This window comes from Streptomyces himastatinicus ATCC 53653 (genome assembly GCF_000158915.1).
GTDB classification, from domain to species: domain Bacteria; phylum Actinomycetota; class Actinomycetes; order Streptomycetales; family Streptomycetaceae; genus Streptomyces; species Streptomyces himastatinicus.
In genome coordinates this window covers 9,083,632-9,109,541 of sequence record NZ_GG657754.1, presented here as the reverse complement: position 1 = coordinate 9,109,541, position 25,910 = coordinate 9,083,632, and the positions used below count along the sequence as shown (strand labels likewise).

The 25,910-nt window shown below is 72.0% G+C and carries 27 protein-coding genes; 15 read left to right on the top strand and 12 right to left on the bottom strand.

Annotated elements, in window-relative coordinates:
- The first annotated feature begins 12 nt into the window (after nt 1–12).
- On the top strand, nt 13–588 hold the full coding sequence (locus SSOG_RS38770; protein WP_009719777.1) for a CGNR zinc finger domain-containing protein: 576 nt from the start codon (nt 13–15) through the stop codon (nt 586–588).
- A 106-nt stretch (nt 589–694) separates the two neighbouring features.
- Here SSOG_RS38770 and rutA read toward each other — a convergent pair whose 3' ends face one another.
- Entirely contained in the window at nt 695–1,759 is a 1,065-nt protein-coding gene (rutA, locus tag SSOG_RS38765) for a pyrimidine utilization protein A (protein WP_009719776.1), read from the bottom strand.
- Between the two features lie 164 nt (nt 1,760–1,923).
- On the opposite strand from rutA, the gene SSOG_RS38760 reads away from it, so the two are divergent.
- Entirely contained in the window at nt 1,924–3,117 is a 1,194-nt protein-coding gene (locus tag SSOG_RS38760; RefSeq protein ID WP_009719775.1) for a cytochrome P450 family protein, read from the top strand.
- Between the two features lie 10 nt (nt 3,118–3,127).
- On the opposite strand, the gene SSOG_RS38755 is transcribed toward SSOG_RS38760, so the two are convergent.
- From SSOG_RS38755 to SSOG_RS38745, 3 genes are all read right to left on the bottom strand, one after another.
- Nucleotides 3,128–3,886, bottom strand: coding sequence for a DUF899 family protein (locus SSOG_RS38755; RefSeq protein ID WP_050800107.1), 759 nt, complete (start codon nt 3,884–3,886; stop codon nt 3,128–3,130).
- A 57-nt stretch (nt 3,887–3,943) separates the two neighbouring features.
- Nucleotides 3,944–5,992, bottom strand: coding sequence for a glycoside hydrolase family 84 protein (locus tag SSOG_RS38750; protein ID WP_009719773.1), 2,049 nt, complete (start codon nt 5,990–5,992; stop codon nt 3,944–3,946).
- A gap of 137 nt (nt 5,993–6,129) precedes the next feature.
- Nucleotides 6,130–7,038 (bottom strand): helix-turn-helix transcriptional regulator, encoded by a 909-nt coding sequence (locus SSOG_RS38745; protein WP_009719772.1) that lies wholly within the window; start codon nt 7,036–7,038, stop codon nt 6,130–6,132.
- A 138-nt stretch (nt 7,039–7,176) separates the two neighbouring features.
- On the opposite strand from SSOG_RS38745, the gene SSOG_RS38740 reads away from it, so the two are divergent.
- The 4 genes from SSOG_RS38740 to SSOG_RS38725 all read left to right on the top strand — a co-directional run bounded on the left by SSOG_RS38740 (nt 7,177) and on the right by SSOG_RS38725 (nt 10,641).
- Nucleotides 7,177–8,463, top strand: a complete 1,287-nt coding sequence (locus SSOG_RS38740; protein ID WP_078510510.1) for an MFS transporter — start codon at nt 7,177–7,179, stop codon at nt 8,461–8,463.
- 35 nt (nt 8,464–8,498) lie between these two features.
- Entirely contained in the window at nt 8,499–9,521 is a 1,023-nt protein-coding gene (locus SSOG_RS38735; protein ID WP_009719770.1) for a zinc-dependent alcohol dehydrogenase family protein, read from the top strand.
- 67 nt (nt 9,522–9,588) lie between these two features.
- Nucleotides 9,589–10,242, top strand: a complete 654-nt coding sequence (locus SSOG_RS38730; protein ID WP_009719769.1) for a hypothetical protein — start codon at nt 9,589–9,591, stop codon at nt 10,240–10,242.
- A 69-nt stretch (nt 10,243–10,311) separates the two neighbouring features.
- The gene (locus SSOG_RS38725) at nt 10,312–10,641 is read left to right on the top strand and encodes a hypothetical protein (protein WP_009719768.1); all 330 of its coding nucleotides are present in this window, start codon (nt 10,312–10,314) and stop codon (nt 10,639–10,641) included.
- A gap of 117 nt (nt 10,642–10,758) precedes the next feature.
- Here SSOG_RS38725 and SSOG_RS38720 read toward each other — a convergent pair whose 3' ends face one another.
- A complete protein-coding gene (locus tag SSOG_RS38720) occupies nt 10,759–11,121 on the bottom strand; it encodes a winged helix-turn-helix transcriptional regulator (protein ID WP_009719767.1) in 363 nt (120 codons plus the stop codon).
- 119 nt (nt 11,122–11,240) lie between these two features.
- Between SSOG_RS38720 and SSOG_RS38715 the strand changes: the two genes are divergently transcribed.
- The 8 genes from SSOG_RS38715 (at nt 11,241) to SSOG_RS38680 (ending at nt 16,194) form a co-directional block, all read left to right on the top strand.
- Nucleotides 11,241–12,125 carry an NAD(P)-dependent oxidoreductase gene (locus tag SSOG_RS38715; RefSeq protein ID WP_050800106.1) on the top strand — a complete coding sequence of 295 codons (885 nt, stop codon included), beginning with the start codon at nt 11,241–11,243 and terminating at the stop codon, nt 12,123–12,125.
- A gap of 113 nt (nt 12,126–12,238) precedes the next feature.
- The gene (locus SSOG_RS47210; RefSeq protein WP_208867411.1) at nt 12,239–12,538 is read left to right on the top strand and encodes a hypothetical protein; all 300 of its coding nucleotides are present in this window, start codon (nt 12,239–12,241) and stop codon (nt 12,536–12,538) included.
- A gap of 314 nt (nt 12,539–12,852) precedes the next feature.
- Nucleotides 12,853–13,362, top strand: a complete 510-nt coding sequence (locus SSOG_RS38705; protein WP_039939718.1) for a methylated-DNA--[protein]-cysteine S-methyltransferase — start codon at nt 12,853–12,855, stop codon at nt 13,360–13,362.
- Between the two features lie 43 nt (nt 13,363–13,405).
- On the top strand, nt 13,406–13,936 hold the full coding sequence (locus SSOG_RS38700; protein ID WP_009719763.1) for a methylated-DNA--[protein]-cysteine S-methyltransferase: 531 nt from the start codon (nt 13,406–13,408) through the stop codon (nt 13,934–13,936).
- Entirely contained in the window at nt 13,933–14,670 is a 738-nt protein-coding gene (locus SSOG_RS38695) for a 2OG-Fe(II) oxygenase (RefSeq protein WP_009719762.1), read from the top strand. Before SSOG_RS38700 ends, SSOG_RS38695 begins: the two co-directional genes overlap by 4 nt.
- On the top strand, nt 14,667–14,978 hold the full coding sequence (locus SSOG_RS38690) for an Ada metal-binding domain-containing protein (protein WP_009719761.1): 312 nt from the start codon (nt 14,667–14,669) through the stop codon (nt 14,976–14,978). Before SSOG_RS38695 ends, SSOG_RS38690 begins: the two co-directional genes overlap by 4 nt.
- Nucleotides 14,975–15,538 (top strand): ABC transporter substrate-binding protein, encoded by a 564-nt coding sequence (locus SSOG_RS38685; protein WP_039939715.1) that lies wholly within the window; start codon nt 14,975–14,977, stop codon nt 15,536–15,538. The genes SSOG_RS38690 and SSOG_RS38685 overlap by 4 nt, the downstream gene beginning before the upstream one ends.
- Nucleotides 15,535–16,194 carry an alpha-ketoglutarate-dependent dioxygenase AlkB family protein gene (locus SSOG_RS38680; protein ID WP_009719759.1) on the top strand — a complete coding sequence of 220 codons (660 nt, stop codon included), beginning with the start codon at nt 15,535–15,537 and terminating at the stop codon, nt 16,192–16,194. The genes SSOG_RS38685 and SSOG_RS38680 overlap by 4 nt, the downstream gene beginning before the upstream one ends.
- A 1-nt stretch (nt 16,195) precedes the next feature.
- On the opposite strand, the gene SSOG_RS38675 is transcribed toward SSOG_RS38680, so the two are convergent.
- On the bottom strand, nt 16,196–16,975 hold the full coding sequence (locus SSOG_RS38675; protein WP_078510509.1) for a 2OG-Fe(II) oxygenase: 780 nt from the start codon (nt 16,973–16,975) through the stop codon (nt 16,196–16,198).
- Between the two features lie 131 nt (nt 16,976–17,106).
- Here SSOG_RS38675 and SSOG_RS38670 point away from each other — a divergent pair, with 131 nt between their 5' ends.
- Nucleotides 17,107–17,586: a nuclear transport factor 2 family protein gene (locus tag SSOG_RS38670; RefSeq protein WP_050800105.1), complete on the top strand. Its 480-nt coding sequence runs from the start codon at nt 17,107–17,109 to the stop codon at nt 17,584–17,586.
- On the opposite strand, the gene metF is transcribed toward SSOG_RS38670, so the two are convergent.
- The 6 genes from metF to SSOG_RS38640 are packed head-to-tail and all read right to left on the bottom strand — an operon-like array spanning nt 17,513 to nt 25,910.
- Complete coding sequence (gene metF, locus SSOG_RS38665; RefSeq protein ID WP_009719756.1) at nt 17,513–18,493, bottom strand: methylenetetrahydrofolate reductase [NAD(P)H]; 981 nt, start codon at nt 18,491–18,493, stop codon at nt 17,513–17,515. The genes SSOG_RS38670 and metF overlap by 74 nt on opposite strands.
- Nucleotides 18,490–19,473: a carbohydrate kinase family protein gene (locus SSOG_RS38660; RefSeq protein ID WP_009719755.1), complete on the bottom strand. Its 984-nt coding sequence runs from the start codon at nt 19,471–19,473 to the stop codon at nt 18,490–18,492. The genes metF and SSOG_RS38660 overlap by 4 nt, the downstream gene beginning before the upstream one ends.
- Before the next feature lie 49 nt (nt 19,474–19,522).
- The gene (metK, locus tag SSOG_RS38655; protein WP_009719754.1) at nt 19,523–20,746 is read right to left on the bottom strand and encodes a methionine adenosyltransferase; all 1,224 of its coding nucleotides are present in this window, start codon (nt 20,744–20,746) and stop codon (nt 19,523–19,525) included.
- A gap of 57 nt (nt 20,747–20,803) precedes the next feature.
- The gene (locus SSOG_RS38650; protein WP_009719753.1) at nt 20,804–22,210 is read right to left on the bottom strand and encodes a nitrosuccinate lyase; all 1,407 of its coding nucleotides are present in this window, start codon (nt 22,208–22,210) and stop codon (nt 20,804–20,806) included.
- Nucleotides 22,207–24,219 (bottom strand): FAD/NAD(P)-binding protein, encoded by a 2,013-nt coding sequence (locus SSOG_RS38645; protein ID WP_009719752.1) that lies wholly within the window; start codon nt 24,217–24,219, stop codon nt 22,207–22,209. Before SSOG_RS38645 ends, SSOG_RS38650 begins: the two co-directional genes overlap by 4 nt.
- A complete protein-coding gene (locus tag SSOG_RS38640; protein WP_009719751.1) occupies nt 24,216–25,910 on the bottom strand; it encodes an FAD-dependent monooxygenase in 1,695 nt (564 codons plus the stop codon). Before SSOG_RS38640 ends, SSOG_RS38645 begins: the two co-directional genes overlap by 4 nt.

The window sequence follows — 25,910 nt, the reverse complement described above, 5'->3', positions numbered from 1 at the left end:
TAAGGTGGTTCCATGCGTGCTGGATTTCCTGACTTCCGCCTCGGCAAGGTGCTCGCGACCAGCTTCACGGGGACCCTCTCGGAGCGGCATGGCGACGCTGTGGAGCGCATTCCCACGCCGCACCGACTGGTCGACTGGCTGGCGGTGAACGACCTCGCCGTGGCGTCCTGCACCACTGCCCAGCTCGACCTCGCCCGGGAACTGAGGGAGTCGATTCACGCCGCCGCGACAGCGGCCGCGCTCCAGGACGCTCTCCCTGCGTCCGCTGTCCAGGTCATCAATGACTACAGCGTTCAGGGTCGGGCCGCGGCGATCCTGACGCCCGAGGGTGAGCGGCGATGGCGGCTCAGCCCGGCTTCCTGCGTGGAAGATGCCCTCAGCGTGATCGCCGCCGACGCGATCAGCATCATCGCGGGCGAACGAGACGGGAAATTGGCCTTGTGCGCGTCACCGACCTGCCAAGCCGCCTTCTTCGACACCAGCCAGAGTCGCACCCGCAAATGGTGTGACATGAACACGTGCGGGAATCGTCAGAAGAAGGCGCGCTTCTATGCCAACCAGCGCAAGAACCCCGGATCAGCGGGGTGATGACCGATCTCCCGATGGACAGCTCAGGCATCACGACCTTGCTGGAAACCGGGAGTCCGGGGATGACCAGAACGACACCGCCGCGGTCATTCTCGCCCTGCCCTGGTCACGACCGGGACCGCATCAGCGGCTGGATGCGCGTACCGAAGTTCTCGATGCCCTCGAGGAAGTCGTCGAACACCAGCATGATCCCCTTGGTGCCGGTGACCCCGGCGACCTCGTCGAGCATCGCCGCGACGGTTTCGTACGAGCCGACGAGCGTGCCCATGTTGAAGTTCACGGCGCCCTCGGGCAGCGAGATGGTCCTGGCGGTCGAGGAGCCTTCGGAGGTCGTGTCCGTGGCCGTCTCCCCCGCCATGTACGCCAGCGCCGCGTGGTCGGCGTTGTCGTGGTAGTCCTTCCACTTCGCCTGGGCGGCCTCGTCGGTCTCGTCCGCGATGACCATGAACAGCGAGAGGGCTCCGACGTCGCGGCCGGTCTCGCGCGCCGCCTCCACGAGGGTGGCCGTGGTGTCCGAGAGCGCGAGCGGGGTGTTGACGCCGCTTCCCAGGATGAAGTTGTACTCGGCGTGCTCGGCGGAGAACTTCATGCCGGTGTTGCTCTGCCCGGCGGCGACGATGTCGATGTGGCCGTTCGCCGGACCGGGGGACAGCACACAGTCGTCCAGGGTGTAGAACTCGCCCTTGAAGTTGCTGACCCCGTCGTGCCACAGCTCCTTCATCACGGTGACGTACTCCGCGGCCCGGTCGTAGCGGTTGCCGAAGTGGTCGTCCCCGGGCCACAGGCCCATCTGGGAGTACTCGCCGGGCGCCCAGCCGGTGACGATGTTGACGCCGAACCGGCCGGGGGCGATCGAGTCGACCGTCGTGGCCATGCGCGCGGTGATCGCCGGGTGCAGGGCGAGGATCGGTGTCGAGGCGTACAGCTTGATCCGCTCCGTCACCGCGGCCAGGCCCGCCATCAGCGTGAACGACTCCAGGCAGTGGTCCCAGAACTCGGTCTCGCCGCCGAACCCCTTGAGTTTGATCATCGACAGGGCGAAGTCGAGACCGTGCTCCTCGGCCTTCTGCACGATGGCCTTGTTCAGCTCGAAGGACGGCATGTACTGCGGAGAACTCTTCGAGATGAGCCAGCCGTTGTTGCCGATGGGGATGAAGACGCCGATGTCCATGCCGCTCCTGAACGATCCCGTTGGTGATCCGGTGTGATCCTGTGTGTGATCCGGAGCTGCAACCGTGCCACGCGATGCCGGGCCATGATCAAGTCCGCCTCGCCGACGACGGCGTTCGTGGCACGATCATGACCGACACCACGTGACACCCACGGAGCCCCCACATGTCGTCCTTACCGGATCCCGTCCTCCTCGACGAGCGCTTCTTCTCGGATCCGCACGCCTCCTACACGGCCCTGAGGCGTGACGGCACCGTCCACCGGGCCGTCGCGGCGGACGGTGCCCCACTCCATCTCGTCACCGGATACCAGCAGGTGCGCGACGCGGCCATGAACCCCGCGCTGTCGCTCGACAAGCGGCATGCCCGGACGGGCGGCCGGGACGGGGCGTCCCTGCCGCCCGAACTGGACAGTCACCTTCTCAACAGGGACGCCGCGGACCACGCCCGGCTCCGGCGGCTGGTGAACGGAGCGTTCACCGCCCGCCGCACCCGGCTGCTGCGCGACGACGTCCAGGAGATCACCGACCAGCTCCTGCACCGGATGGCGTCCCGCCCACGCGCCGATGTCGTGGCCGACTTCGCCATGCCGCTGTCCATGGAGGTCATCTGCCGTGTGCTCGGCATTCCCCCGGGCAGCAGGCCCGACTTCCGGGAGTGGACGAACACCCTGCTCAGCCCGGATCCCCGAGCCGCCCAGCAGTCCCGGGAAGCCATGCGGCACATGCATCGCTTCCTCGTCACCCTGATCGACCGCAAGCGGGAACACCCCGCGGACGACCTCCTGTCGGAACTCGTCCTCGCCCAGGAGAACGACGACCGGCTCAGCGCCGACGAGCTGGTGGCCATGGCCTTCCTGCTGCTCTTCGGCGGCTACCACAACACCGGAAGCCTGATCGCCACCACCGTCATGGCGCTGCTCACCCACCCGGCGCACCGGGCCGCCTTCGCCTCCGGGGAACTGCCCCCGCACGCGCTGACCGAGGAGGCACTGCGCTGGAACTCGCCCACCATGCTCGCGGTTCGCCGCTTCGCCACCCACGACCTGCGGATCGGGGGCACCGACGTGGCGACCGGGGACCGCGTCTGGCTCTCCTGGGCGTCGGCCAACCGCGCCCCGGAGCGCTTCGAGGATCCGTCAGTCTTCGACCCCCACCGGAAGGACAACCCGCATCTCGCCTTCGGGCACGGGCCCCACTACTGCCCCGGCGCGGCGCTGGCCCGGCTGGAGAACAGCGTCGCGGTGACCTCGTTGCTGCGGCGGTTCCCCGACGTATCGCTGATCGGTTCCCCGGACGAGCTGCGGTGGTTCGTCTCACCGCGGAGCCGCTGTCTGTCCGCACTTCCCGTGTCCCTCTGAGAGCCGGGGGTCAGTGGTGGTCGCCCTGCCGTCCGAGGGTCTCCACGGGGGTCGCGCCGGGGCGGGTCCACTGCGGTACGGGACGGCTGGTCGGTCCCCAGGTGGCGTTCCCGTCGGCGTCCGTGCGCCAGGACCAGCACGCCTGACCGCCCACGGCCGGGTGCCCCTCGCGGACATCGCCGATCACGGACCGGCCCTCGGGGTTGTCCTCCCATGCTTCCCCGCGACCGTAGGGCGTCATGTCGAGCAGGCCGAGGGAGCCGTTGACCCGCTCGTTGCCACGGCCCGTCGTGGAGTAGGTGAGGAACACCCGGTCGCCGTCGCGCAGGAAACACGCGAGGTGCCCCATCTCGCCGCCGACCGGCGCCTCCACGCCCCGCACCGAGTACCAGGGCTGGGTGTAGCCCATGAACTCCACGTAGCGAGCCACCTCGTCCCACGGGCCCGAGGTCAGGACGGCGAACGAGACGCCCCGGGCGTTGAGGTAGACGGCGTCCCGCACATGCCAGGCCGTGGTGGTGCAGCCCTCGCACTGCCCCTGGTGCGGTGCGCCGTCGTACCACATGTGCTGGTAGACCACGAGTTCGTCGCGGCCCTGGAACAGGTCGAGGAACGGGACCGGCCGCCCGTCGGTGCCGGTGACCTCGACCGTGCCGTCCAGCTCGACCATCGGCAGCCGCCGCCGGGCCGCGGCGATCGCGTCGCCCTCCCGGGTGTGCGCCTTCTCGCGGACCAGCAGGTCCGCCCGCGCCGCCTGCCAGGTGGCCAGGTCGACGACGGGCGGCTTGCCGGGGAGGTCGCTGCTCGCGTTGCCCGGGCGTGGTCGTCATGGTGTCCTCCGCGGTGTCTCGTGCCGGGCAGCGTACGGCGTGCTCCGGTGCTCACCAGTAGAGACTCGCGGCCCGGCGGAACTCATCGCCGGCAGGCGGCCCCCGAGTCCGGGCGCGGCCGCGATGAAGGTGTCGAGCACTCCGTCGGCGACGCGGACCGGGCCCTCGGGGCGGGTCTCGCCCGGGATGGTGCGGATCCGCCCCGCCCGCGCGGCCAGCGAAGACGCCTCGGCGAACCACCGCCGCGCCCGCTGGGTGTCGCCGTCGAGCCGGGCGCCCAGCGCGTCCAGGGTGCGTACGTACGCGCGGCCCCACAGCGCCAGCGCGTCCAGCCAGGGCGCGGAGTCCGCCACGAAGCCGCGGTCGGCCACGTCCGCCCTGATGGTGGCCGGCGCGGTGGCCAGCAGCGCCGCGGAGGGGCGCAGGGCGTTCAGCGCCGCCCGCTGCCGTCCGGCGTCCCAGTCGGTGCGGAACCGGGCCAGCCGGGCGGCCAGTTCGGGCGCCTGGGGCTGCCAGGGTTCGTCACCGAAGGTGGGCGCGAGGTGCTGGGTGTCGAAGAAGGCGAGCAGCGCGGACACGGTGGCCGCGTCCGGATCGTCCCCGGCCAGATACGCGGCGGCGGTCCGCCAGGTGCGGTCCGGGTCGTACGCGGTGTCGTTCCACGCGAAGTCCGCCCCGCCGAACAGGGCGACCTTGCTGGCGGCGGCCTGGTTCATCGGGTTGAGGACCAGACCGGAGAGCTGCTGGTGCAGACCGGACTCCCGGGCGTCGTACGGGGCGAGCAGCAGTCGGCCCTCGGCCTGGCCGTAGTCGTTGACGGGGTAGTTGTCCCAGACGAACACCTTGCGCCCCCACACCCCGGCGGCCCGCGTGGCGTCGGCCACGGTGATCCGCGGCGGCACCACATCGGTGCCGGTCCACATGACCTCGACCCGCGGGTCCAGCCGCTCGCGCAGGGCCTTCTTGTACGCGGTATCGGTGACGTCGCCGTACTCGGTCGGCACCGTCTGGAGCGGTGCGGTGCCCTCGCGGGTGTCCAGGAACTCCTTCTGCACCCGGTTCAGCAGATCGGCCTGCGCCTCGCCCGCGGCCCGCTGCGAGGGCTCGCCGTAGGCGGCGCGGTCGGCGGCGCAGTTCCACCGGGTGTAGCTGATGTCGTCCAGCGGCACCGAGAAGCTGCGCACCCCGAGGTCGTACAGCGCCCCCAGCTTGGCCTGGAGCGCCGTGAACTCGGCGGGATCGCTGTAGCAGAGGGAATTGCCGGGGGACAGCGCGAAGGTGAACCGTACGTGGTGGCCGATGGCCTGCCGGACCAGCTCACCGAGCTGGGCGAGCTTGTCGGCCGGGTACGGCTCGCGCCACTTCTCCCGGTGGTACGGGTCGTCCTTGGGCGCGTAGACGTACGTGTTCATCTTGACGTCCCCGTAGAACGCCAGCTGGTCCATGCGCTCGGCGTGGGTCCACGGGCTTCCGTAGAACCCCTCGATCACCCCGCGCAGCGGCATCAGCGGATGGTCCACGACCGCCACCGAGGCGATCGCCCTGCCGGTTCGGCTGCCGGTGACCAGCTGACGCAGCGTCTGCGCCGCGTAGTACGTCCCGTCGGCGTCCGCGCCCGCGAGCGCCACCGCGCGGCCGCGCGCGGCGAGCGCGTACCCCTCCGCTGGCAGTTCCGCGGGCGCCCGGCCCCCGGCGGCCCGCAGCGCCTTCGCGACCGGCGCGTCGGCGAGCCGCCCGACGGTCACCGTCAGCCCCGGCCCGGAACCGCCCCGCAGATGCCGCGCCCCGGCCCGGCGTAAGACGGAGGCGACAAGTTCGCGCGTGGGTTGGTCCACCCCGTCGCCGTAGACCACGCGCACCTCGGCGGGCACCCTGACGTCGGGGCCCAGCCGGGCCATCTCCTGCGGGCGCGGGACGACGGACGGCAACGGGCCGACGGCCCTGGCATCGGTGGCGGCGGTGGCGCCGGTGGGCAGCAGCAGCCCGAAGAAGGTGAGGAACGCGATCACGGCGGCCACTGGACCTGAGCTACGGCGCATGGACATCTCCTCCGTGGCGTGGCATGGCGTACGGCGGCGGTGCACGACGGTGACACGTGGAGCGGAGTGAGCGATGGGGCGGGCGCGGTTCCTGGTGCGCGGCGTTCCGGGAACACATACCCACGGCCCGGGCCCTGAAGCGCCTAGAGGTCCCTGTCCGCGGGAGAGCCCGCTGCCTCGGATCGGGTCGCCGCCCAGCTGGCGAGGAGCTTGAGCCGGTCCTCGTCCGCGGTGCCGGGCTCGGCGGTGTAGATGGTCAGGGAGTGTGCCTCGTGGGCGGACATGGGCAGGTTCAGCGGCTGGTAGGTGAGTTCCAGGGGACCCGCGTCGGGGTGGTGGAAGCGTTTGACGCCGCCGTGGTGGATGCGCACGTTGTGGGCGGCCCACCGGGTGCGGAACTCGGCGCTGACCGTGGACAGTTCGCCGACCAGCTCGCGCAGCGCCTTGTCGTTGGGGAACCTCCCCGCCTCGGCACGCAGCAGCGCGACGGTGATCTCGGCGCCGTCGTCCCAGTTGTCGACGAAGTCGTGTGAGCCGCGGTCGAGGAAGTAGAACCGGGCGAAGTTGGGGCGACCGCGCTCGTCCGTGGTGTCGCTGTGGAACATCGGCGCGAACAGGGCGCGGGCGAGCGCGTTGGTGGCCACCATGTCCAGGCGGCCGTTGCTGACGAACGCCGCGGACAGGGTCATGGAGTCGAGCAGCCACTGGACACGGGGCGGGACCTCGACGGCCTTGCGGCGGCGCCGGGCCGCGGGCCTGGGCTGGGCGGCCTTGGCCAGGTCGAACAGGTAGGTGCGTTCGTCCTCGCTCAGCTGGAGGGTGCGGGCCACCGCGTCGAGGACGTCCTCGGACACGCCGCTGATGTGGCCCTTCTCCAGCCGGGTGTACCACTCCGTGCTCACCCCCGCGAGGACCGCGACCTCCTCGCGGCGCAGCCCGGGCACCCGGCGCCGGGCGCTGGTGGGCAGCCCGACCTGCTCCGGGGTGAGCTGGGCGCGCCGACGGGAGAGGAAGTCACGGATGTCGGCGCGGTTGTCGGAGCGGTGTTCCATGCCTTCCACGCTACGGCCCGGATCCCGGCGGAGGGGGGTTGAGCTTGTACCCCCCATAAACGCGGCCTCCCACGCCTGCGACAGGAGGGGTTTCGTGGGGTGCGCACCATGAAGTTCGATCCGCTGCGGAGACGATGTATGACCACGCGAGGAGGAACCCTCCACGCCCCCGCCGACGTACGAGACGTCGGTGACCGCGAGAATCCGCCCACCCGGCTTCCGCTCGTCGTGTACGTGCTCGCCCTGGGCACGTTCCTGATGGGCACGACCGAGTTCGTGGTGGCGGGCCTGCTGCCGGAGATCGCGGGCGATGTACGGATCAGCGTGGCGCGGGCCGGGCTGCTGATCACGGTCTTCGCGGTCGGGATGATCGTCGGCGCGCCGCTGATGGCGATGCTGACGCTGCGGCTGCCCAGACGGTCGACGCTGGTCCTGGCCCTGGGCGTGTTCGCGGCCGGGCATGTCGTCGTGGCGCTCGGCACCGGCTTCGCGGTGCTGCTGGCGGCGCGGTTCCTGACGGCGCTGGCGACCGGCGCGTTCTGGGCCGTGGCCAACGTGGTGGCTTCCCGTGCCGCCGGTCCCGCCGCGGGCTCCCGCGCCCTGGGCGTCGTGGGTGCCGGTGCGATGCTCGCCAATGTCGTCGGTGTGCCGCTCGGCGCCTTCGCCGGGCAGCTCATGGGGTGGCGGGGACCGTTCTGGGCGCTCGCCGCCCTCGTGGTGGCCGCCATGGCGCTCATCGGCCGCCACGTTCCGCGCGATGCCTCCGTGCACGAGGCGGTCTCGGTCCGTACCGAGCTGTCCGCTCTGCGCTCGGGGCGCCTGTGGCTGGCGCTGGCGGCCTGCGCGACCACGACCGGCGGTGTGCTCTCGACGTACACCTACGTCTCGCCGCTGCTGACCGACCGGGCCCAGCTGGCCGCCGGTCTGGTGCCGCTGGTCCTGGGCGGCTTCGGTGTCGGCGCGCTGGCGGGCTTCCTGGTGGGAGGCCGTCTGGGAGACCACCGTCCGTACGCGACGACGATCGTGGCCGCCGCGGCGACCACGGTCCTGCTGGCGGCGATCTGCCTGCTGTCCGGTTACGCCGCGCCCACGATCGCGCTGGTCGCGCTGCTGGGGCTGTTCGGGCTGGGCGCCAACCCGGTGCTGATCTCCCTGGGCGTCCGCTTCGCGGGCCGGGCCCCCACCCTGGGGTCCGCGCTGACCGTGTCGGCGTTCAACCTCGGCACCGCCGTCGGCTCCTGGATCGCCGGGCTCGCTCTCGGTTCGCCGCTGGGAGTCACGGGTCCCGCCGCCGTGGGCACCGCCATCGCCGCGCTCACGCTGATCCCCACGATCGCGATCGCCGTCGTCCAACGACGCCGATCGGCGGGACCCACGGGCGCGGTCGTCGCCCGTGCGGCCGCCGCACACCCCGAAAACACCTGAACCACCTTATTCACTGATCCTTAGGAGTAACCCTCATGCGCGCTGCTGTCCTGCACGCTCCCGGCGACGTCCGGGTGGAGGAGGTCGCCGACCCGAAGATCACCGCCCCGACGGATGCGATCATCCGGCTGTCGGCGGCCTGCGTCTGCGGCTCCGACCTGTGGCCCTACCGCGGTATCGACTCCGTCGACGGTCCCGTGCCGATGGGGCACGAGTACGTGGGCGTCGTGGAGGAGGTGGGCAGCGAGGTCGAGAACGTCGAGCCCGGACAGTTCGTCCTCGGCTCGTTCGTCGCCTCCTGCGGCACCTGCGAGATCTGCCGCTCCGGCTACCCCTCCTCCTGCGTCCACCGCGTGTTCATGGCCGAGGTCGGCACCCAGTCCGAACGCGCCCTGATCCCCCACGCCGACGGCACCCTCGTCCCCCTGCCGGGCACGCCCGACGCCGATCTGATCCCGAGCCTGCTGGCCGCCTCCGACGTGCTGGGCACCGGATGGTTCGGCGCGGTGGCCGCCCAGGCCGGGCCGGGCAAGACGGTCGCGGTCGTCGGCGACGGCGCGGTCGGCCTGCTCGCCGTCCTGGCCGCGCGGCAGCTCGGCGCGGAGCGGATCATCGCGATGAGCCGCCATGAGCCGCGCCAGCGGCTCGCCCGCGAGTTCGGCGCCACCGACATCGTCACCGAACGCGGCGACGCCGGCGCGGCGAAGATCAAGGAGCTGACCGGCGGTCTGGGCGCCCACTCCGTCGTCGAGGCGGTCGGCACCCAGGAGTCCATGGAGCAGGCCATCCGGAGCACCCGCTCCGGCGGACACGTCGGCTTCGTGGGCGTCAACCACGACGTCTCCCTCAACGGCGCGGAACTCTTCTTCTCCCAGGTCCACTTGGTCGGCGGCCCGGCCCCGGTACGCCAGTACCTGCCCGAGCTGATCGACCTGATCTGGCAGCGGAAGATCAACCCCGGCAAGGTCTTCGACCTCACCGTCCCGCTCGACGAGGCCGCCGAGGCGTACCGGGCCATGGACGAGCGCCGCGCCATCAAGGCCCTGCTCACCGTCTGATTCCTCGTCCGCGGGATGCCCGGCCCTCCGTGGGGCCGGGCATCAGGGCCAACTAAGCTCACGCACCATGTCGTCGCCGCACACGCCCTCCCCCGCGCGGAACGCCACGGTCATACGCATCGGGCGCCGCAGCGCCATGACCGGGCTCCCCTGCTCCATCGTCCTCATGGCCATCGGCGGTGTCGGCAGCTTCGGTGCCGTCCTGGTCGCCACGGGGCAGCAGAAGGGAGAGTCCACCGTCAGCGGGTTCGTGGGGCTCGCGTTCATGGTGGCCCTCGGTGTCCTCGGAGTCATCCTCTTCGTGGGCTTCTGGGCGAACCGCCGCAGCCGGATCCTCATCGACCACACGGGCCTCTGGTTCGAAAAGGGGGACGCCCGGAACGTCATCCCCTGGAACGGCCTCGCCGGAATCGCCCTCTACTGGAGCGAGTTCGGGCGCAACGGGAAGATCTACTCCCTGGAGCTGTACCCCAACGGCCCCATCGACCGGGACGACCCGGTCCTGTGGGGCCTGGTCCGCGACGAGGAGCCCCTGCACCCGGGCCTCCCCCGCCTGCGCCACCGCGTCACCCTCACCGCCCCCAACCAGCCGCCGGTGGTCGACGCGGTCCGCAGCCACGTCCCCCACCTCTGGCTCGGCGAGTCCCAGCGCCCCACGGGCCACATCACCCGCGCCGACGTCAGGGGCCACCGCCGGCGCACGCGCGGCCGCACGCCCTGAACGGCGAACCCGCGGTGGCGCCCCGGAAATCTCGTCGCTCGCCAGTACTCGGGCATTTAGCCTGAGCGCATGCCTCACGCGAAGACCTCGTATGTGTGCCTGCCGTGCCGGGCGTCGTACAAGCAGCCCTACCTCGGTGCCTACGACCGGCTGTGCCCGCGCTGCGCACGGTCGATGATCCATGTGGGGTCCGCCTTCGCGCCGCCTCCCCGCCGGGACACGGCGGGGTGGCGGGTGCTCTCCGTGCTGCTGCACGCGGGGGTGCGGTTCCACAAGAGCTGCTGTGGAGGCCCCGGCTACCGCCCCCGCACACTCCACGAGGTACGGGAACGGCTGGCCTACGCCCGAACCACCGGGGAGCCGATCCACCAGGCCCTGGTCCGCCGCGACCTCCCCTAGGGGGTGTCAGCCGGATTCCAGGGCGTCGGCCCGGCTCTCCAGGCCGGTCGCGATGCCGTCCCAGTCGGGTCCGTGAAGCCACAGGCTCTTGGCGGCCTCGCGCATCAGCGCGCTCCGTCAGGGTGCTGGCACGTCGACTACTTCGGAACCTTCGCGGCGGATCCGCTGGGTGCCCCAGGCGCCGAGGGGGCCGAGCGCCTGGTTGAGGGTGTGCCCGTGCTCGGTCAGGGAGTACTCCACGCGGGGCGGCACCTCGGCGTAGACCTCGCGGTGCACGAGGCCGTCCTTCTCCATCTCGCGCAGGTGCTGGGTCAGCATCTTCTCCGTCACGCCCGGCAGGCCGCGGCGGAGTTCGGAGAAGCGGCGTACGCGGTGGGCGTCGAGCTCCCAGAGGATCAGCCCCTTCCACTTGCCGCTCACCACGTCGAGGGCGGCATCGATGCCGCAGATGTAGGGACCGCTTCTCGGAGTCCTGGCCATCGCCGTGCCGCTCCTTACAAAAAGGTAAGTACCGCAGTAATTAGTGGGTACTTCCGAGAGTACTGGGGCGCTCCGATCATGGAGAGGTGAACGAACAACACACCCCATTCTCCGGGCAGATGAGCCCCGTCACCGTCCTCGGGCTGGGCCCGATGGGCCAGGCCATGACCCGCGCCCTGCTGGCCGCCGGTCATCCGGTCACCGTCTGGAACCGCACCGCCGGCCGGGCGGACGGCGTCGTCGCCGACGGCGCCACGCTCGCGGCCACCCCGTCCGCCGCCGTCGAGGCGAGCGAGCTGGTGGTTCTCAGCCTCACCGACTACCGCGCGATGTACGACATCCTGGGCGACGCCGCCGGATCGCTCACCGGGCGGACGCTCGTCAACCTCAGCTCGGACACCCCCGACCGGACCCGCGAGGCGAGCGCCTGGGCGGCGGGCCACGGCGCCACGTTCCTCACCGGCGGGGTCATGGTCCCGGCGCCGATGGTCGGCACGGAGGCGTCGTACATCTACTACAGCGGCCCCGACGAGGCGCTGGAGCGCCACCGGGCGGCGTTGGCGCTGCTGGGCGCGCCGAAGTATCTGGGCGACGATCCGGGCCTCGCCCAGATGATGTACCAGGCGCAGCTCGCGCTGTTCCTCACCACGCTGTCCGGGTTGATGCACGCGACGGCGATGCTGGGCAGTGCGGGGATGAAGGCCCAGGAGGTGCTGCCGGAGCTGCTCTCCCTCACCGACTCGGTCAGCGCGATCGTGGCGGCGGGCGAGGAGACTCCCGGCGCCGCGCTGGACGCCGGGGAACATCCGGGCGCCCTCAGCACCGTCACGATGATGGGTGCGACGTCCGACCACATCGTGGAGACCAGCGCGTCGCTCGGCCTCGACCTCGCGCTCCCGGAAGCCGTTCAGGCGCACTACCGGCGCGCGATCGACGACGGGCACGGCGGCGACAACTGGACCCGCATCATCGACGGGATCCGCGCCCCGCGCCACCGGGTGTGACCTCCCGCCGCGCCTGCTGAGCGCGGGAGCGCGGCCCCGGCCGGTGGTCAGCGGTCTGCGGCCGCGAGGGCGTGGCCGGGCTGGCGGCGCGGCTGGGGTACCGCGCGCGGCAGGTGCGACGGCAGCTGAACGCCGAGGTGGGCGCCGGGGCCATCGCCGTGGCGCGGATCCCGCTGGAGACGACGGACATCCAGGCCGCCGAGATCGCCTTCGCGGCCGGGTTGTGTGCGGCAGTTCAACGACACCGTCCGGCAGACCTACGCCCGCCCCCAGCCGTCCGCGGGGGCCGGGGCCCGTACGCCGCCTCCGAGGTCTTCGACTACCTCGGCAACCGGGCCATCGACGGCATCGAGCGGCTCACCGGGGAGCGCGGTGCGCGCATCTACCGGCGCACCCTGCGCCGAGGTCAGTGAGTCCCCGGGGGACGGCTGGCCGGGGTGCCGTCTGCATCTGAGCGCTCCGCGCGACCTGACCACGGCGACGTAGCGGAATCTCGACGCCGACCCGGCGCTCGCCCCGCTGGTCTCCCGGTGCCCCGGCCTGCGCACGCTCACCGCGACCCTCGCCGGGGCGCCGTCGCGGTCGGCCCCTGGACGGCGGGGCGACGTGGCTGTCCATGCAGGGCCGCCGCACCCCAGCGTAATGTCCGAATACCGCCAGCAATCCCGGCCGCGACCCCCCATCGTTGACAGTGAAGCCACAGCGGACGAGCGATGAGAGCACGACGATGACCATCTACACCACACTGGACAGCCCCCTGGGCGAACTGCTCCTGGTGGGCGAAGAGACACCGGACGACACCGTCACCCTGACCTCGCTGTCCATGCCCGGGCAGAAGAACGCCCCGGCCGTACGGCCCGAGTGGCGCCACGCACCCGACCGGTTCGTGGAGATCGCCCGGCAGCTGAGCGCGTACTTCGACGGCAAGCTGACCGCCTTCGACATCCCGTTCACGCCCGGCGGCGGCACGGAGTTCCAGCAGCGCGTATGGCACGCGCTGGAGGAGATCCCCTACGGCACCTCGACCACCTACGGACAGCTCGCCGATGGTCTGGGCGTCCCCCGTGGGCAGGTCCAGGCCGTGGGCACGGCGATCGGTGCGAACCCGCTGCTGCTGGTGCGGCCCTGCCACCGGGTGATCGGCGCGGACGGGACCATGCGCGGTTACGCCGGAGGGGTCGAGCGCAAGGTGCAGCTCCTCACCCACGAGGGCGTGCTCCAGCCGACCCTCATGTGACCCGCACCGGCACATCCGACCAATCACCGGAGGAACGAGGCCGATGACGGTCTACACCACGATGGACAGCCCCCTGGGCGAACTGCTCCTGGTCGGCGAGGAGTCGGCGACCGCGAAGGGCGGCACCGCACTGGCCTCCCTGTCGGTGCCGGACCAGAAGCGCCGCCCCGCCGTCCAGGACGGCTGGACCGAGGACGCGGACGCCTTCGCCGACATCACGCGCCAGCTCCGCTCGTACTTCGACGGCAAGCTGACCCGCTTCGACATCGAGTACGTCACCGGCGGCAGCGCCTTCCAGCAGCGCGTCTGGACGTCCTTGGAGTCCATCCCCTACGGCACGACCCTCAGCTACGGCGAGATCGCCGCCCGGATCGACGCCCCGCGTGCCGCGGTCCGCGCCGTCGGCACGGCGATCGGCGCCAACCCGCTGCTGGTCGTCCGCCCCTGCCACCGCGTGATCGGCGCCAATGGCGCGCTGACCGGATACGCCGGTGGCCTGGAGCGCAAACGACAGCTGCTGGACCTGGAGCACGTACACGAGTCCGCGGCACCGCAAAGGAACGGCACCTCATGACCGACACCATCAGCTCCGCGAGGCAGGACCAGGTGGCCGACCGCGTCGCGGCGGACGACTGGGACGCGCTCACCGACGAACTGGGCGAGTTCGGCCACGCCCTCACCGGGCCGCTCCTCACCCCCGGCGAATGCCACCGCATCGCCGGGCTGTACGACGAGACCGAACGCTTCCGCACGACCATCGACATGGCCCGCTACCGCTTCGGTTCGGGCCAGTACCGCTACTTCACCCACGACCTCCCGGACCTGGTCCGCGAGCTGCGCGAGGCGTTCTATCCGCGGCTGCTGCCCATCGCCCGCGACTGGGCCCAGAAACTGAACCGGCCCTCGCCCTGGCCCGACACCCTCGAGGAGTGGCTGACGATGTGCCACGAGGCGGGGCAGGCCAAGTCCGCCCAGATCCTGCTGCGTTACGGCCGTGGCGACTGGAACGCCCTGCACCGGGACGTGTTCGGCGAGATGCTCTTCCCGCTCCAGGTCGTGGTGGGCCTCGACGCCCCCGGCGAGGACTTCACGGGCGGCGAGTTCATCATGACCGAGCAGCGCCCCCGCGCCCAGTCGAGGGGATCGTCCACCACCCTGCCCAAGGGCCACGGGCTGATCTTCACCACCCGGGACCGCCCCGTGGCCTCCAAGCGCGGCTGGGCCAACGGGCCCATGCGGCACGGGGTGAGCACCGTCCGCTCCGGACACCGCCACACCCTCGGCCTCGTCTTCCACGACGCCGCATGACGCCCGCCCCGGCCGACTCCGCCCGGGTCCCGGAGCAGCGCCCGCACACCCTGATCGGCGCCGACGGGGTGCCGTATCGCAGCGCCGCTCCGGGCCGTCTCGGCGGACACCGGGGCATGCGGCTCTACGGGCGTCTGGACTGCCCCTCCGCGCTGCGGGCCATCGCCCGCGGCCACTATGTGAAACACCGGGTGTTCTTCACGGACGAGGCCACCGCGATCGCCGCCGGATACCGGCCGTGCGCCGTATGCCTGCCCGGGAAGTACGCCCTGTGGAAAGCCGACCGGGAGAACACCACCACACCATGAGCAGTCTCACGGGACCACCGGCATCCGGATCGCCCCTGATCCCCGCGGAGGAACTGGCCGCGTACGGCGATCTGCCGTGCCCCGCCCCGCACACCGCGGCCGAACTCGACGCCCTCATCGGCCTGTTGACCCCCGCGAGGAGCCGCATCGAGACCGTCGCCGTCGGCCACAGCCGTGACCCGGCCTCCCGCGCCGCCGCCGACGCCTTTACGGCAGCGTGGAAGGCGCGCGGCGCGAAGGTCCTCGCCAGGGTGGACTGGCCGGAGAGCGCCGCGTCCTGGCTGCGCCCCGCGCGTCGGCTGACCGCCGAGGAGCCCGACGCCTGGGTCATGGCCGCGGCCCCGCTCGGCTTCGCCCAGCTGGCCCGCCGGCTGCGCCACTCCACCGACTGGGACCCGGCCCGCACGGTCGCCTTCGCCGCGCTCAGGGACTCCCGCCTCCCCGCGCTGGCCGGGCCGGACACCCTGCACGGCCTGCGCGGTGCCACCGCCGAGGGCGGCACCTGGGCCGTACGCCACCGCTGGGTCACCTCCTATCCGCCGCCCGGGAGCACCGCATGACCGCCCTGATCCCCCGCCCCGCCATGGAGATCGCCCCCGGGGCGGTGCACCTGCCCGGCTGGCTCACCCTGGAGCGGCAGCGCGAACTCGTCACCGCCTGCCGCGCCTGGGCCACCGGTCCGGTCCCCATCCGCCACACCCGCCTGCCGCGCGGTGGCGTCATGTCGGTGCAGACGGTGTGCATCGGCTGGCACTGGCAGCCGTACAAGTACACCCGCAACGCCGACGATGTGAACGGGGAGCGCGTCGCCGCATTCCCGGACTGGATGGTCCAGTTGGGCCGCCGCGCGCTGCTGGACGCCTACGGCGACGCGCAGGGCGCGGCCGATTACACCCCGGACACCGCGCTGATCAACTTCTATGACGGTCAGGCCAAGCTGGGCATGCACCAGGACAAGGACGAGCGGTCCTCGGCGCCGGTCGTCTCGCTGTCCATCGGCGACACCTGCGTCTTCCGCGTCGGCAACACCGAGACCCGCACCAAGCCCTACACCGATATCGAACTCGCCTCCGGCGACCTGTTCGTCTTCGGCGGCCCCTCCCGGTACGTCTACCACGGCGTGCCCAAGGTGTACGAGGGCACCGCCGACCCCGACACCGGGCTCGCGTCGGGGCGGCTGAACATCACCATGCGCGTCACCGGCCTCACGGACTGACTCAGCGGGCGTTGTGGAAGATGACGCCGAGCGTGGTCCGGCGCCCCGTGACCACGGCGTTGGTGCCGTGCCGCATGGGGTGGCGGCGGTAGCCGTGCGGTCCCCGCGCGGGCCGGTGGCGGACGGGGAAGATCATGCCCTGGCCGAGGCGCGGGGTGAGGACGATGGCGCGGGACTGGGAACGGGGGCGCTGTTCCACGAAGACGTTCTCCCCGCCGGTGAAGTCCTGGCCGGGCTCGTTGAGCATGAAGGCGATCTGGAGCGGAAAGACGATGTCCCCGTAGATGTCCTGGTGCAGACAGGCGTAGTCGCCGGGGCCGTAGTCGAGGATGAGCGGGGTGGACCGGCGCTGGCCGTTGTCCGCGCATTCGGCGAGCAGTTCGTCCAGGCCGGCGGGAAAGGTGCGTTCGTTCAGCAGGGGCGCCCACTGGTTGGCCATCCACGCCATCGGCGGGTACAGCTTCTCGCGCAGGGTCTGGACGAGCGGTACGGCGGCGGGGTCGGCGTAGTACTTGTAGGTACCGCGGCCGAACTCGTAGCGCTGCATCACCACGGTCGAGCGGAACAGCGCGGGTTCGTCGAAGGTGGCGATGAGCGTCTCGCACTGCGCGCGGGAGAGCAGCGGAGGGGTGAGGGCCACACCGTTCTCGTTCAGCTGGGCGTACAGCGCGGGCCAGTCCAGGTCCGCGAGGGCGGGGACGGCATCGTGGGCGGTGTGCGGTGCGTCCCCGGCGCCCGCGGTACCGCCGGGCAGGTCGAGGGGCAGTTCGGTCTGGTCCATGGCCGACAGTCTTCCGGCTGGACGCGGCCGCGGAGCGCGATGGCCGAATCCCGCCAGCAATGCGGGGGCCCGGGCGCTTGGCTGGGATACGAGAACGTAGCGTCGGAAGTTTCCCCGGGAGTCGTCACACCATGTCTTCGAACGACAGCGCCATCGCCGTGATGCAGCGATTCTACGAGGCCGAGCGCGCCTACGTCATGGCGGGCGGCCCCGGCCAGGCCGGATTCGAGGGGATCGCCGCGTGCCTGGACCCTGAGGTGGAGCTGCACCAGGCGCCGGGGCTGCCCTTCACGGGCGTATGGCACGGGCCCGAGGGCATGGAGCGGTTCATCGGCGTCATGGGCGAGCTCTGGCAGTCGATGGAATTCCTCGAACAGCGGCAGCTGGTCGACCGCGACACCGTGGTGGCGACCAACCGGGTGCGCTTCGTCGCGCGGGCGACCGGCCGCGAAGTGGTCACCTCCATCGTGCAGACGGTGACCCTCCGGGACGGCCGCATCCGCGAGATCCGGCCCTACTACTGGGACCCCGCCGCGATCAGCGAGGCGTGTGGCGGACGGGTCGTGGCGCCAGATTCCGATGGATCTCCAGCGCCGCGGTCGATCGGTTGAGCGTGATGTAGTGCAGGCCCGGCGCGCCCTCGTCCAGCAGCCGCCGGGCCATGGCGGTGGCGTGGTCGACCCCGATCCGGCGTCCCTCGTCGGCGTCGCCCTGGGCGGCCTCCAGCCGCCGGGCGAGGTCGTCGGGGAAGTGGGCGTCGCTCAGTTCGGCGAAGCGGCGCACCTGGCGGAAGTCGGTCGCGGGCATGATCTCGGGAATGATCGGGATGTCGCAGCCCGCGGCCGCCACCCGGTCGCGCAACCGCAGATAGTCCTCGGCGTCGAAGAACATCTGCGTGATGGCGTAGGAGGCACCCGCCCGGCACTTGGCCACGAAGTGCCGGATGTCGCTGTCCCAGTCCGGGGAGCGCGGATGGCGCTCCGGGAAGGCCGCCACTCCGATGCTGAAGTCGCACGACTCACGGATGAGCGCGACCAGTTCATCGGCGTAGGTCAGCCCGTCCGGTTCCGCGAGCCAGGGCCCGCGGGGGTCGCCGGGCGGGTCGCCGCGCAGGGCGAGGACGTCGAGGATTCCGGCGTCCGCGTACTGGCCGATGATGTTCCGCAGTTCACCGATCGAGTGCCCGACCGCCGTGAGGTGGGCGACCGGCCGCAGGGTGGTCTCCGTGGCCATCCGCTTGGTCAGCCCGATGGTCCGGTCCCGCGACGAGCCGCCCGCTCCGTAGGTCACCGAGACGAAGGTCGGCGCGTACCGCTCGATCCGCCGGATCGCGTTCCACAGGGTCCGCTCCCCCGCCTCGTTCTTCGGCGGGAAGAATTCGAAGGAGTACGAGCGCTCGCCCGCGGCGAGCACCTCGGCCAGGTTCCGGCGCGGTGCGCGCGCCCGCGTCGCGGAGGCGGTCGCCGGTGGCTCGGCGAGGTCGCGTCCGGTCGGGTACGTACGGGGTGGCGCGGTCATGCCGACCCCGCCAGATGGGGTTCGAGTTCCTGGGCGGCCTCGCCGCCGTAGCCCTTGTCGACCCTGCTCACCAGGTCGTCGGCGGAGAGCTGGTATTCCTGGGTGCCGACCGACTCCAGGACCACCGTGGCCAGGGCGCAGCCGAGTTGGGCGGCCCGCTCATGGCCGAGCCCCCAGGCGAGTCCGGCGAGGAATCCGGCGCGCAGCGCGTCGCCGCCGCCGGTGGGGTCGACCACCCCGGACGTCGGGACGGCGGGGATCTCCAGCGTCGGCCGCCCCTTCGCCCGGACGCGGACGCCCTCGGCTCCGTCCGTGGTGATCCAGGTGCCGACCCGGTCCAGGACGTCGCCCTCGCTCCAGCCGGTGTGTTCCCGGAGCATCGCCGCCTCGTAGGCGTTGGTGAACAGGTAGCGGGCGCCCTCGACCAGTCTGCGCGCCTCGTCCCCGCTGGTGCGGGCGAGCTGTTGCGAGGGGTCGGCGGCGAAGGCGTACCCCTGGCTGCGGCACTCGTCGGTGTGCCGCAGCATGGCCTCGGGGTCGTTGGGGGCGATCACCACGAGGTCGAGGCCCCCGGCGCGCTGCACGGTCGGTTCGAGCGCGATCTCCTTCGCCTCGGCCATGGCACCGGCGTAGAAGGTCGCGATCTGGTTCTGGTCGGCGTCCGTCGTGCACACGAAACGCGCGGTCCTGCGCGTCTCGCTGACCCGCACGGACTCCGTGTCCACGCCGTTGGACCGCAGCCAGCAGCCGTAGGCGGCGAAGTCGAGCCCGGCCGCGCCGACGAGGAGGGGGCTGAGCCCGAGCCTGCCCAGGGCGAGGGCGATGTTCGCGGCGACGCCTCCCCGCCGGATGTCCAGATCGTCGGCGAGGAACGACAACGAGACCTTGTCGAGCTGTCCGGCGATCAGTTGCTCGGCGAACCGACCGGGATAGACCATCAGATGGTCTATCGCGATCGATCCGGTGACGGCGATGCGCACGTCGGTGTCCTCCTTGGGAGCGGTCGGTGGGGTCACAAAAACCTGTGGACTACAGCCCGGCCGCCGCGCGGAGGGCGTCGACGCGGTCGGTGCGCTCCCAGGTGAAGTCGGAGTCCTCACGGCCGAAGTGACCGTAGGCCGCCGTCTGGGCGTAGATCGGACGCAGCAGGTCCAAGTCGCGGATGATCGCGGCCGGACGCAGGTCGAAGACCTCGGAGATGGCCTTCTCGATCTTCTCCGCGTCGATCGTGGCGGTACCGAAGGTCTCCACGAACAGACCCACCGGCTCGGCCTTGCCGATCGCGTACGCGACCTGAACCTCGCAGCGCTGCGCGAGACCCGCGGCCACGACGTTCTTCGCCACCCAGCGCATCGCGTACGCGGCGGAGCGGTCGACCTTGGACGGGTCCTTGCCGGAGAACGCGCCACCACCGTGACGGGACATGCCGCCGTAGGTGTCGATGATGATCTTGCGACCGGTCAGGCCCGCGTCACCCATCGGGCCACCGACCTCGAAGCGGCCGGTCGGGTTGACCAGCAGCCGGTAGCCCTCGGTGTCCAGCTTGATGCCGCAGTCGGCCAGTTCCCGCAGGACCGGCTCGACCACGAACACGCGGATGTCCGGCGTCAGCAGCGCGTCGAGGTCGACGTCGGGTGCGTGCTGCGAGGAGACGACGACCGTGTCCAGACGGACCGCCTTGTGGCCGTCGTACTCGATGGTGACCTGGGTCTTGCCGTCCGGCCGCAGATACGGCATGGTCCCGTTCTTCCGGACCTCGGACAGCCTGCGGGAGAGCCGGTGCGCCAGGTTGATCGGCAGCGGCATCAGCTCGGGCGTCTCGTCGCACGCGTAGCCGAACATCAGGCCCTGGTCGCCCGCGCCCTGCTTGTCCAGCTCGTCCCCTAGGTCACCGTCGGTGGCACCCTCCACCCGCAGCTCATAGGCGGAGTCGACACCCTGGGCGATGTCCGGGGACTGCGAGCCGATGGACACCGAGACGCCGCAGGAGGCGCCGTCGAAGCCCTTGTCCGACGAGTCGTAGCCGATGTCGAGGATCGCGTTGCGGACGAGCGTCGCGATCGGGGCGTACGCCTTCGTGGTCACCTCACCGGCGACATGGACCAGGCCGGTGGTGATCAGGGTCTCGACGGCGACCCGGGAGGCCGGGTCCTCCTTCAGGAGCGCGTCGAGGATGGAGTCGCTGATCTGGTCAGCGATCTTGTCGGGGTGGCCCTCGGTCACGGACTCCGAGGTGAACAGGCGCAGTGCCATGGTGAGTTCCTCCGCTGAGGTGATACGGACGGGTGGGGTGAGGTGGGCGGGTGCCGGTCAGCGCTTGAGCGCGCGGTCCACCAACGGCCCCGCCGCGCCCGTGTAATGGGCCGGGTCGAGCAGTTCGCGCAGGTCCTCGGCGCCCAGATGGGCGGCCACGTCGGGGAGCGCGGCGAGCACCTCGGCGAGCGGGAGCCCGTCCCGCTCGGCCTCCGCGGCCGCCTCGGAGAGCAGATGCTTCGCCCGGGCCTTGCCGAGCCGGGGCGCCAGCACGGCCGCGACCCGCTCGGACGCCACCCGGGCACCGGTCAGATCGGCGTTGTCCCGCATCCGCGCGGGACGGACGGCCAGGCCCTCCGCGAGTTCGACGGCGGTGTGGGCCGCCCCGCCGACCAGCCGCAGGCACTCGCGCAGCAGCAGCCACTCGGCGTGCCAGCCCCCGGCGGACCGCTCGTCCTCCGACAGCAGACTCTGCGTCAGCCCCGTGGCCATCACCGGGACCTGGAGGGCGGCGCTGCGCATCAGGGTGGAGAGCACCGGGTTGCGCTTGTGCGGGATGGACAAGGAGCTGCCGCGTCCGGGGGCGGCCGGTTCGGTGACCTCCTGGACCTCGGTCCGGGTCATCGACTGCACATCCACGGCGATCTTGCCGAGCGCCCCCGCGGTGAAGGACAGCACGGCCCCGAGGTCGGCGAGCGGCGTACGGAGCGCATGCCACGGCAGCACGGGCCGGGCGAGCCCGGTCTCCTCGGCGAACGCGGCGCCCAGCCGGTCGAGGTACTCGGCGGTGCCGGACTCCCCCCGCGGCCCGTCGTCCAGCGCCGCGTATTCGAGGTACCCGGCCAGGGTGCCCGCGGCGCCGCCGAGCGAGACCGGCAGGCCCCCGTCGAGCAGGCGGTCGATCCGTGCGACGGCGTCCAGCAGCAGATGGCGCCAGCCGGCCGCCTTGAGCCCGAAGGTCGTGGGGACGGCGTGCAGGGCGAGGGTCCGGCCGACCATGAGCGTGTCGCGGTGGTCCGTGGCGAGCACGGCCAGCGCGGCGCACGTCCGGTCCAGATCGGCCCGTATCCGGCGCAGGGCGCGGGCGGCCACCAGCATGGCCCCGGTGTCGAAGACGTCCTGGCTGGTGGAGCCGCGGTGGACGTACTCGGCCGCCGCGGGGGCGGTGGCCGCTACCGCTCGGGTCAGCACCTGGACGAGGCCCACGACGGGGTTCGCCGTCTCACGGGCGACGAGGGCCAGCGCCCGCGGGTCGAACCGGTCCGCGCGGGCCTGCGCCGTGATGGCGGCCGCGGCCTCCGCCGGGACGGTTCCCAACGTGGCCTGGGCTCGGGCCAGGGCCGCCTCGGCGTCGAGCATCGCCTGGAGCCATGCCTCGTCCGCCACGTCCGCCTCGACGGGAGTGCCCGCGCGCACGGGTGAGAGCAGCCCGGTGTCCCGGCCGCCGTCGAACGGAGCGGTCATGCGGTCGCCTCCCTCTGGCTGCCGTGCAGCCCGTCGTGGCCCCCCTGCGGCGCCCCGCCCCGCACCACCTGGAGGGGCGAGTTCGCGGCCCGGATACTCAGCAGGGCGCGCGCGATGGCGTCCGAGTCGCCGAGCGTCACGGAGTTGACGCCGGGCCGGATCCCGGCCGCGGTCACCCAGTGCACGGCCTCGGTGGGGACCCCGTAGGCGAACCGGCGCGGATGAGGGCTGCCGTGGACGTCGACGGTCCGGTACGGCCGCTCGGTGACCGCGAGTCCGCCGGTCCGGTAGGTCGTCCCGCAGGTGCCCGGGATGTCGTACGGGCGGCACTGCCCCGTGGTGAGCAGATGGCGCAGCAAGGGGTCGGCGGTGCGGCGCAGGTCCGGCTCGGGCAGCCGGGCCTCGATGAGGACGCTCGCCCGGATCCGCCCGCCCCGCACGGTGTCCGACCCGGCGACGAAGGACGGGAGGGTCTCGTCGACGGTGACCTGGAGGCCGGGCCCGATGATCCGGACCACGCCCGCCTCGATGAGGGCGACGAGTTCCTCGATGCGCGAGGCCGGGGGCCCGATCGAGAGGAAGGCGTTGAGCGGGGTGTACCAGGCCGTCAGCTCGTCGCGGTACGAGTTGCCCTCCAGGCCGCCGTGGTCGACGGCGAGCCGGATCTCGTTGCGGAGGTCGCGCAGCACGTCCAGGGCCGCCTTGAGCGGGCCGCTCACATTGCCCGCGCGGGCGGCGCGCACATCCTCGCGGAGGTAGTCCAGCAGCCACTGCCGGAACGCGGCCGGGCTGGGGTACGTCCGGTTGCCCTGCGGACGGGCGAGGGCGTCCCAGCTCCAGTGGTCGTCCGGCGCGAAGCCGTACGCGTCCAGCAGGCGGCGCTCCGCCTCGCCCGCCGGGGCGGCCAGATACCGTTCGGTGAACGGCTCACGGTCCGCGGCGCGGCCCCGTACCTCCAGCAGGGTGCCGTAGTAGACGCTCTCGACCTCCTTGGCGATCAGCGGCCACAGGTCGGTCCCGAAGTGCACCCGCTCGCCGTCGACGGCCCGCCGCCGCAGCCCGGCGATCACCGCGGGGGTGAGCAGCCGCGGCGGGTAACGCCCGTGGGCGCCCTTCTCGTTCTCTCCGCGGGCGTGGTACGGAATGCCCCTCCGGGACCCCGCGTAGATCTTGGGCTCCCGGCCGGAGGGCTCGTAGACGAGGCGTCCGTCCTCGGTCCGGAAGGTGCCGCCCCGGCCGGCGGTGAGCAGGGCCATGTGGTCGAAGAAGTTCAGCCCGAGGCCGCGGAGCAGCACGGTCTGGCCCGGTTCGATGCCGCTGAGGTCCACGTCGGCTGGGTTGGCGGGCGGGATGTAGAGCAGGCCGTGCTCGGCGGCGGTACGGGCGAGTTCCTCCTCGTGGGGCGCGGGGAGGGCGGGGACGTGGCCCTGGGCGAGGACGACCGTGTCCAGGTCGGTCAGCCGGTCGCCGTTGTCGAGGGTGAGGGTCTGCGGACCGTCGGCGAGCGGTCCGCTGTTGTCCAGGCCGATGGCCTGGGCCTGGTGGACCGTGACGGTGACGTGGGGCGGGGCGTCGGCCACCACTTGGCGGAAGACACTGTTCAGGTAGACGCCGTAGAAGGCCCGGGTGGGGTACGCGTCGGGGCCGAGCCGACGGGCCTCGGCCAGCGTGCGTTCGTCGGCGCCGTCGTTGTCGTCCGGGCCAAGGGCGCGGGCCCACTCGTAGAGGCTGGGGCCCGGTTCCACCGGGCCGTCCATCTCCACGCTGTCGTCGGTGAACAGGGTGATCTGCGAGGCGACCGTGTTCATCAGCAGCTGCTCGGACTGGCTGGTGCGCCAGACCCGCCCGGCGCCCATCGGGAAGGGGTCCACGACGTGTACGGACACCTCGCGGTGCGAGCCGGACTTGCGCTCGTTGGCGCAGATCCGCTCCAGCACCGACAGACCGCGGGGCCCGACGCCGACGATTCCCACCTTCAGTTCGCCCCGGCTCGTGCTGTGCCGGCTCATGCGGAGTCCCCGTCACGCGCCGCGCCCGCCGCCCGCTGTCCCGTCACCTGGGCCACGAGGTCGCCGGGGTCGGTGGGCAGGGCGTTGCCGCGCCAGGCGACGTGCTGGTCGGGGCGGATGAGCACGAGATCGCGCTCGTAGAGGTCGCGGACGACCGGATCCTCGACGTCCAGGGTGCGCAGCGGCATCCCGGCGGCCTGGGCGGCGGCCTCCAACTCCTTGACGGGTGGCGGCTCGGGGCCCAGCCGGAGCACCGTGTAGTAGGGGCCGAAGCGGTCGAAGAGCGAGCTGCCGGGGCCGCGCCAGTCGTCGAGCCATACGTGCGGGGCGCGTCCGCCGGGGATGGCGGTGGGCGTGTAGGTGCCCATGGAGTCGCTCGGCGGCTCCTCGTCGGTATCGATGAGCGGGGAGCCGTCGTACCGGGCGCCGAGCTGCACGCCGATGGAGTGGGTGCGCTCCCCGTAGGCGCGGACGAGCGCGCCGACCCGGGCCCGCGCCGTCGCACCCTCCGGCGAGTCGTCCTCCATGACGCGGGGGCGCTCGATGTCGGCGAGGCCGGTGTTGAGTTCGCGGGCGGCGGCGGTGTTGCGCAGGGCGATCGGCCGCCGCTCGCTCTCGTACGAGCGGAGCAGTCCGGGGCCGCCCCAGCCCTGGAGCGTCCCGGCCAGCTTCCAGGCGAGGTTGGCCGTGTCGTCCACGCCGGTGTTCATGCCGAAGCCGCCGTTGGGGGTGAACAGATGGGCCGCGTCGCCCGCGAGGAACACCCGGCCCACGGTGAAGCGCTCGGCGACCAGGGCGGCGCCCGGTGTCCAGGGGCGGTGGCTGAGCACCTCGACGGGCAGCGCGGTGCCCGCCGCGCGGCGTACCAGCGAGGACAGTTCCGCGGCGTTGGTGGTGTCCGGGTCGACGGAGCTGGTGAGCAGGAAGAACTCGTCGCGGCCGTTGAGCGCGATGAGGTTCATGACCAGGTCGGGGTTGAGCGACCAGTAGCTCCAGGCGCGGCGGCCGGTGAACACGTCCGAGTGGAAGGTCGGCAGCCGCAGATGGGCGGCGGTGGCGCGGCGCCCCAGGATCTCCTGTTCCAGCGATCCGGGTCCCTCGTAGTGCACGCCCAGGGCGCGGCGTACGAAGCTGCGGCCGCCGTCGCAGCCCACCGCGTACGGCGCCCGCCAGGTCTCCCGGGCCCCGCCGGTGACGCTCTCGGCCTCGAGGGTGACGCCGGTGGCGTTCTGCTTGAGGCCGGTCACCCGCCAGCCGAAGCGGAAGGTGATGTTGGGGCGGGTCATGGCGTGTTCGAAGAGGAACTTCTCGACGTACATCTGGTTGGCGCGGTGCACCGGCTCGGGCGTCTGGTCGGTACGGGGCGTACCGGCGAGCGCCCGCATCCGCTCCCCCGGCGAGGGCAGCGTCAGCCGGGACAGTTCGAAGCCGCTGTAGCGGGTGAAGTAGGCGATGTCGAGGGTGTGATCGGCGGGCGGGCCCAGCCGCCGGATCTGGCCGGAGATGCCCAGGCGCCGGTAGTGCTCCATGGTGCGGGCGTTGTGGGTGTTGCCCCGGGGCTTGTCCTCCATGGTGGGCTCGGCGTTGAACAGGACCGACTCGATGCCGTAGCGGTCGAGGAAGAGCGCGAGCATGATGCCCACCGGGCCGGCGCCCACGATGGCGACGGGAGTGCGCTGGACGTCGGTCAT

Bases quoted from the DNA above. Each gene is read 5' to 3' on its own strand.
- SSOG_RS38770 (WP_009719777.1), top strand. From the start codon at position 13: ATGCGTGCTGGATTTCCTGACTTCCGCCTCGGCAAGGTGCTCGCGACC.
- rutA (WP_009719776.1), bottom strand. From the start codon at position 1,759: ATGGACATCGGCGTCTTCATCCCCATCGGCAACAACGGCTGGCTCATC.
- SSOG_RS38760 (WP_009719775.1), top strand. From the start codon at position 1,924: ATGTCGTCCTTACCGGATCCCGTCCTCCTCGACGAGCGCTTCTTCTCG.
- SSOG_RS38750 (WP_009719773.1), bottom strand. From the start codon at position 5,992: ATGTCCATGCGCCGTAGCTCAGGTCCAGTGGCCGCCGTGATCGCGTTC.
- SSOG_RS38745 (WP_009719772.1), bottom strand. From the start codon at position 7,038: ATGGAACACCGCTCCGACAACCGCGCCGACATCCGTGACTTCCTCTCC.
- SSOG_RS38740 (WP_078510510.1), top strand. From the start codon at position 7,177: ATGACCACGCGAGGAGGAACCCTCCACGCCCCCGCCGACGTACGAGAC.
- SSOG_RS38735 (WP_009719770.1), top strand. From the start codon at position 8,499: ATGCGCGCTGCTGTCCTGCACGCTCCCGGCGACGTCCGGGTGGAGGAG.
- SSOG_RS38730 (WP_009719769.1), top strand. From the start codon at position 9,589: ATGTCGTCGCCGCACACGCCCTCCCCCGCGCGGAACGCCACGGTCATA.
- SSOG_RS38725 (WP_009719768.1), top strand. From the start codon at position 10,312: ATGCCTCACGCGAAGACCTCGTATGTGTGCCTGCCGTGCCGGGCGTCG.
- SSOG_RS38720 (WP_009719767.1), bottom strand. From the start codon at position 11,121: ATGGCCAGGACTCCGAGAAGCGGTCCCTACATCTGCGGCATCGATGCC.
- SSOG_RS38715 (WP_050800106.1), top strand. From the start codon at position 11,241: ATGAGCCCCGTCACCGTCCTCGGGCTGGGCCCGATGGGCCAGGCCATG.
- SSOG_RS38705 (WP_039939718.1), top strand. From the start codon at position 12,853: ATGACCATCTACACCACACTGGACAGCCCCCTGGGCGAACTGCTCCTG.
- SSOG_RS38700 (WP_009719763.1), top strand. From the start codon at position 13,406: ATGACGGTCTACACCACGATGGACAGCCCCCTGGGCGAACTGCTCCTG.
- SSOG_RS38695 (WP_009719762.1), top strand. From the start codon at position 13,933: ATGACCGACACCATCAGCTCCGCGAGGCAGGACCAGGTGGCCGACCGC.
- SSOG_RS38690 (WP_009719761.1), top strand. From the start codon at position 14,667: ATGACGCCCGCCCCGGCCGACTCCGCCCGGGTCCCGGAGCAGCGCCCG.
- SSOG_RS38685 (WP_039939715.1), top strand. From the start codon at position 14,975: ATGAGCAGTCTCACGGGACCACCGGCATCCGGATCGCCCCTGATCCCC.
- SSOG_RS38680 (WP_009719759.1), top strand. From the start codon at position 15,535: ATGACCGCCCTGATCCCCCGCCCCGCCATGGAGATCGCCCCCGGGGCG.
- SSOG_RS38675 (WP_078510509.1), bottom strand. From the start codon at position 16,975: ATGGACCAGACCGAACTGCCCCTCGACCTGCCCGGCGGTACCGCGGGC.
- SSOG_RS38670 (WP_050800105.1), top strand. From the start codon at position 17,107: ATGTCTTCGAACGACAGCGCCATCGCCGTGATGCAGCGATTCTACGAG.
- metF (WP_009719756.1), bottom strand. From the start codon at position 18,493: ATGACCGCGCCACCCCGTACGTACCCGACCGGACGCGACCTCGCCGAG.
- metK (WP_009719754.1), bottom strand. From the start codon at position 20,746: ATGGCACTGCGCCTGTTCACCTCGGAGTCCGTGACCGAGGGCCACCCC.
- SSOG_RS38650 (WP_009719753.1), bottom strand. From the start codon at position 22,210: ATGACCGCTCCGTTCGACGGCGGCCGGGACACCGGGCTGCTCTCACCC.
- SSOG_RS38645 (WP_009719752.1), bottom strand. From the start codon at position 24,219: ATGAGCCGGCACAGCACGAGCCGGGGCGAACTGAAGGTGGGAATCGTC.
- SSOG_RS38640 (WP_009719751.1), bottom strand. From the start codon at position 25,910: ATGACCGACGTCCAGCGCACTCCCGTCGCCATCGTGGGCGCCGGCCCG.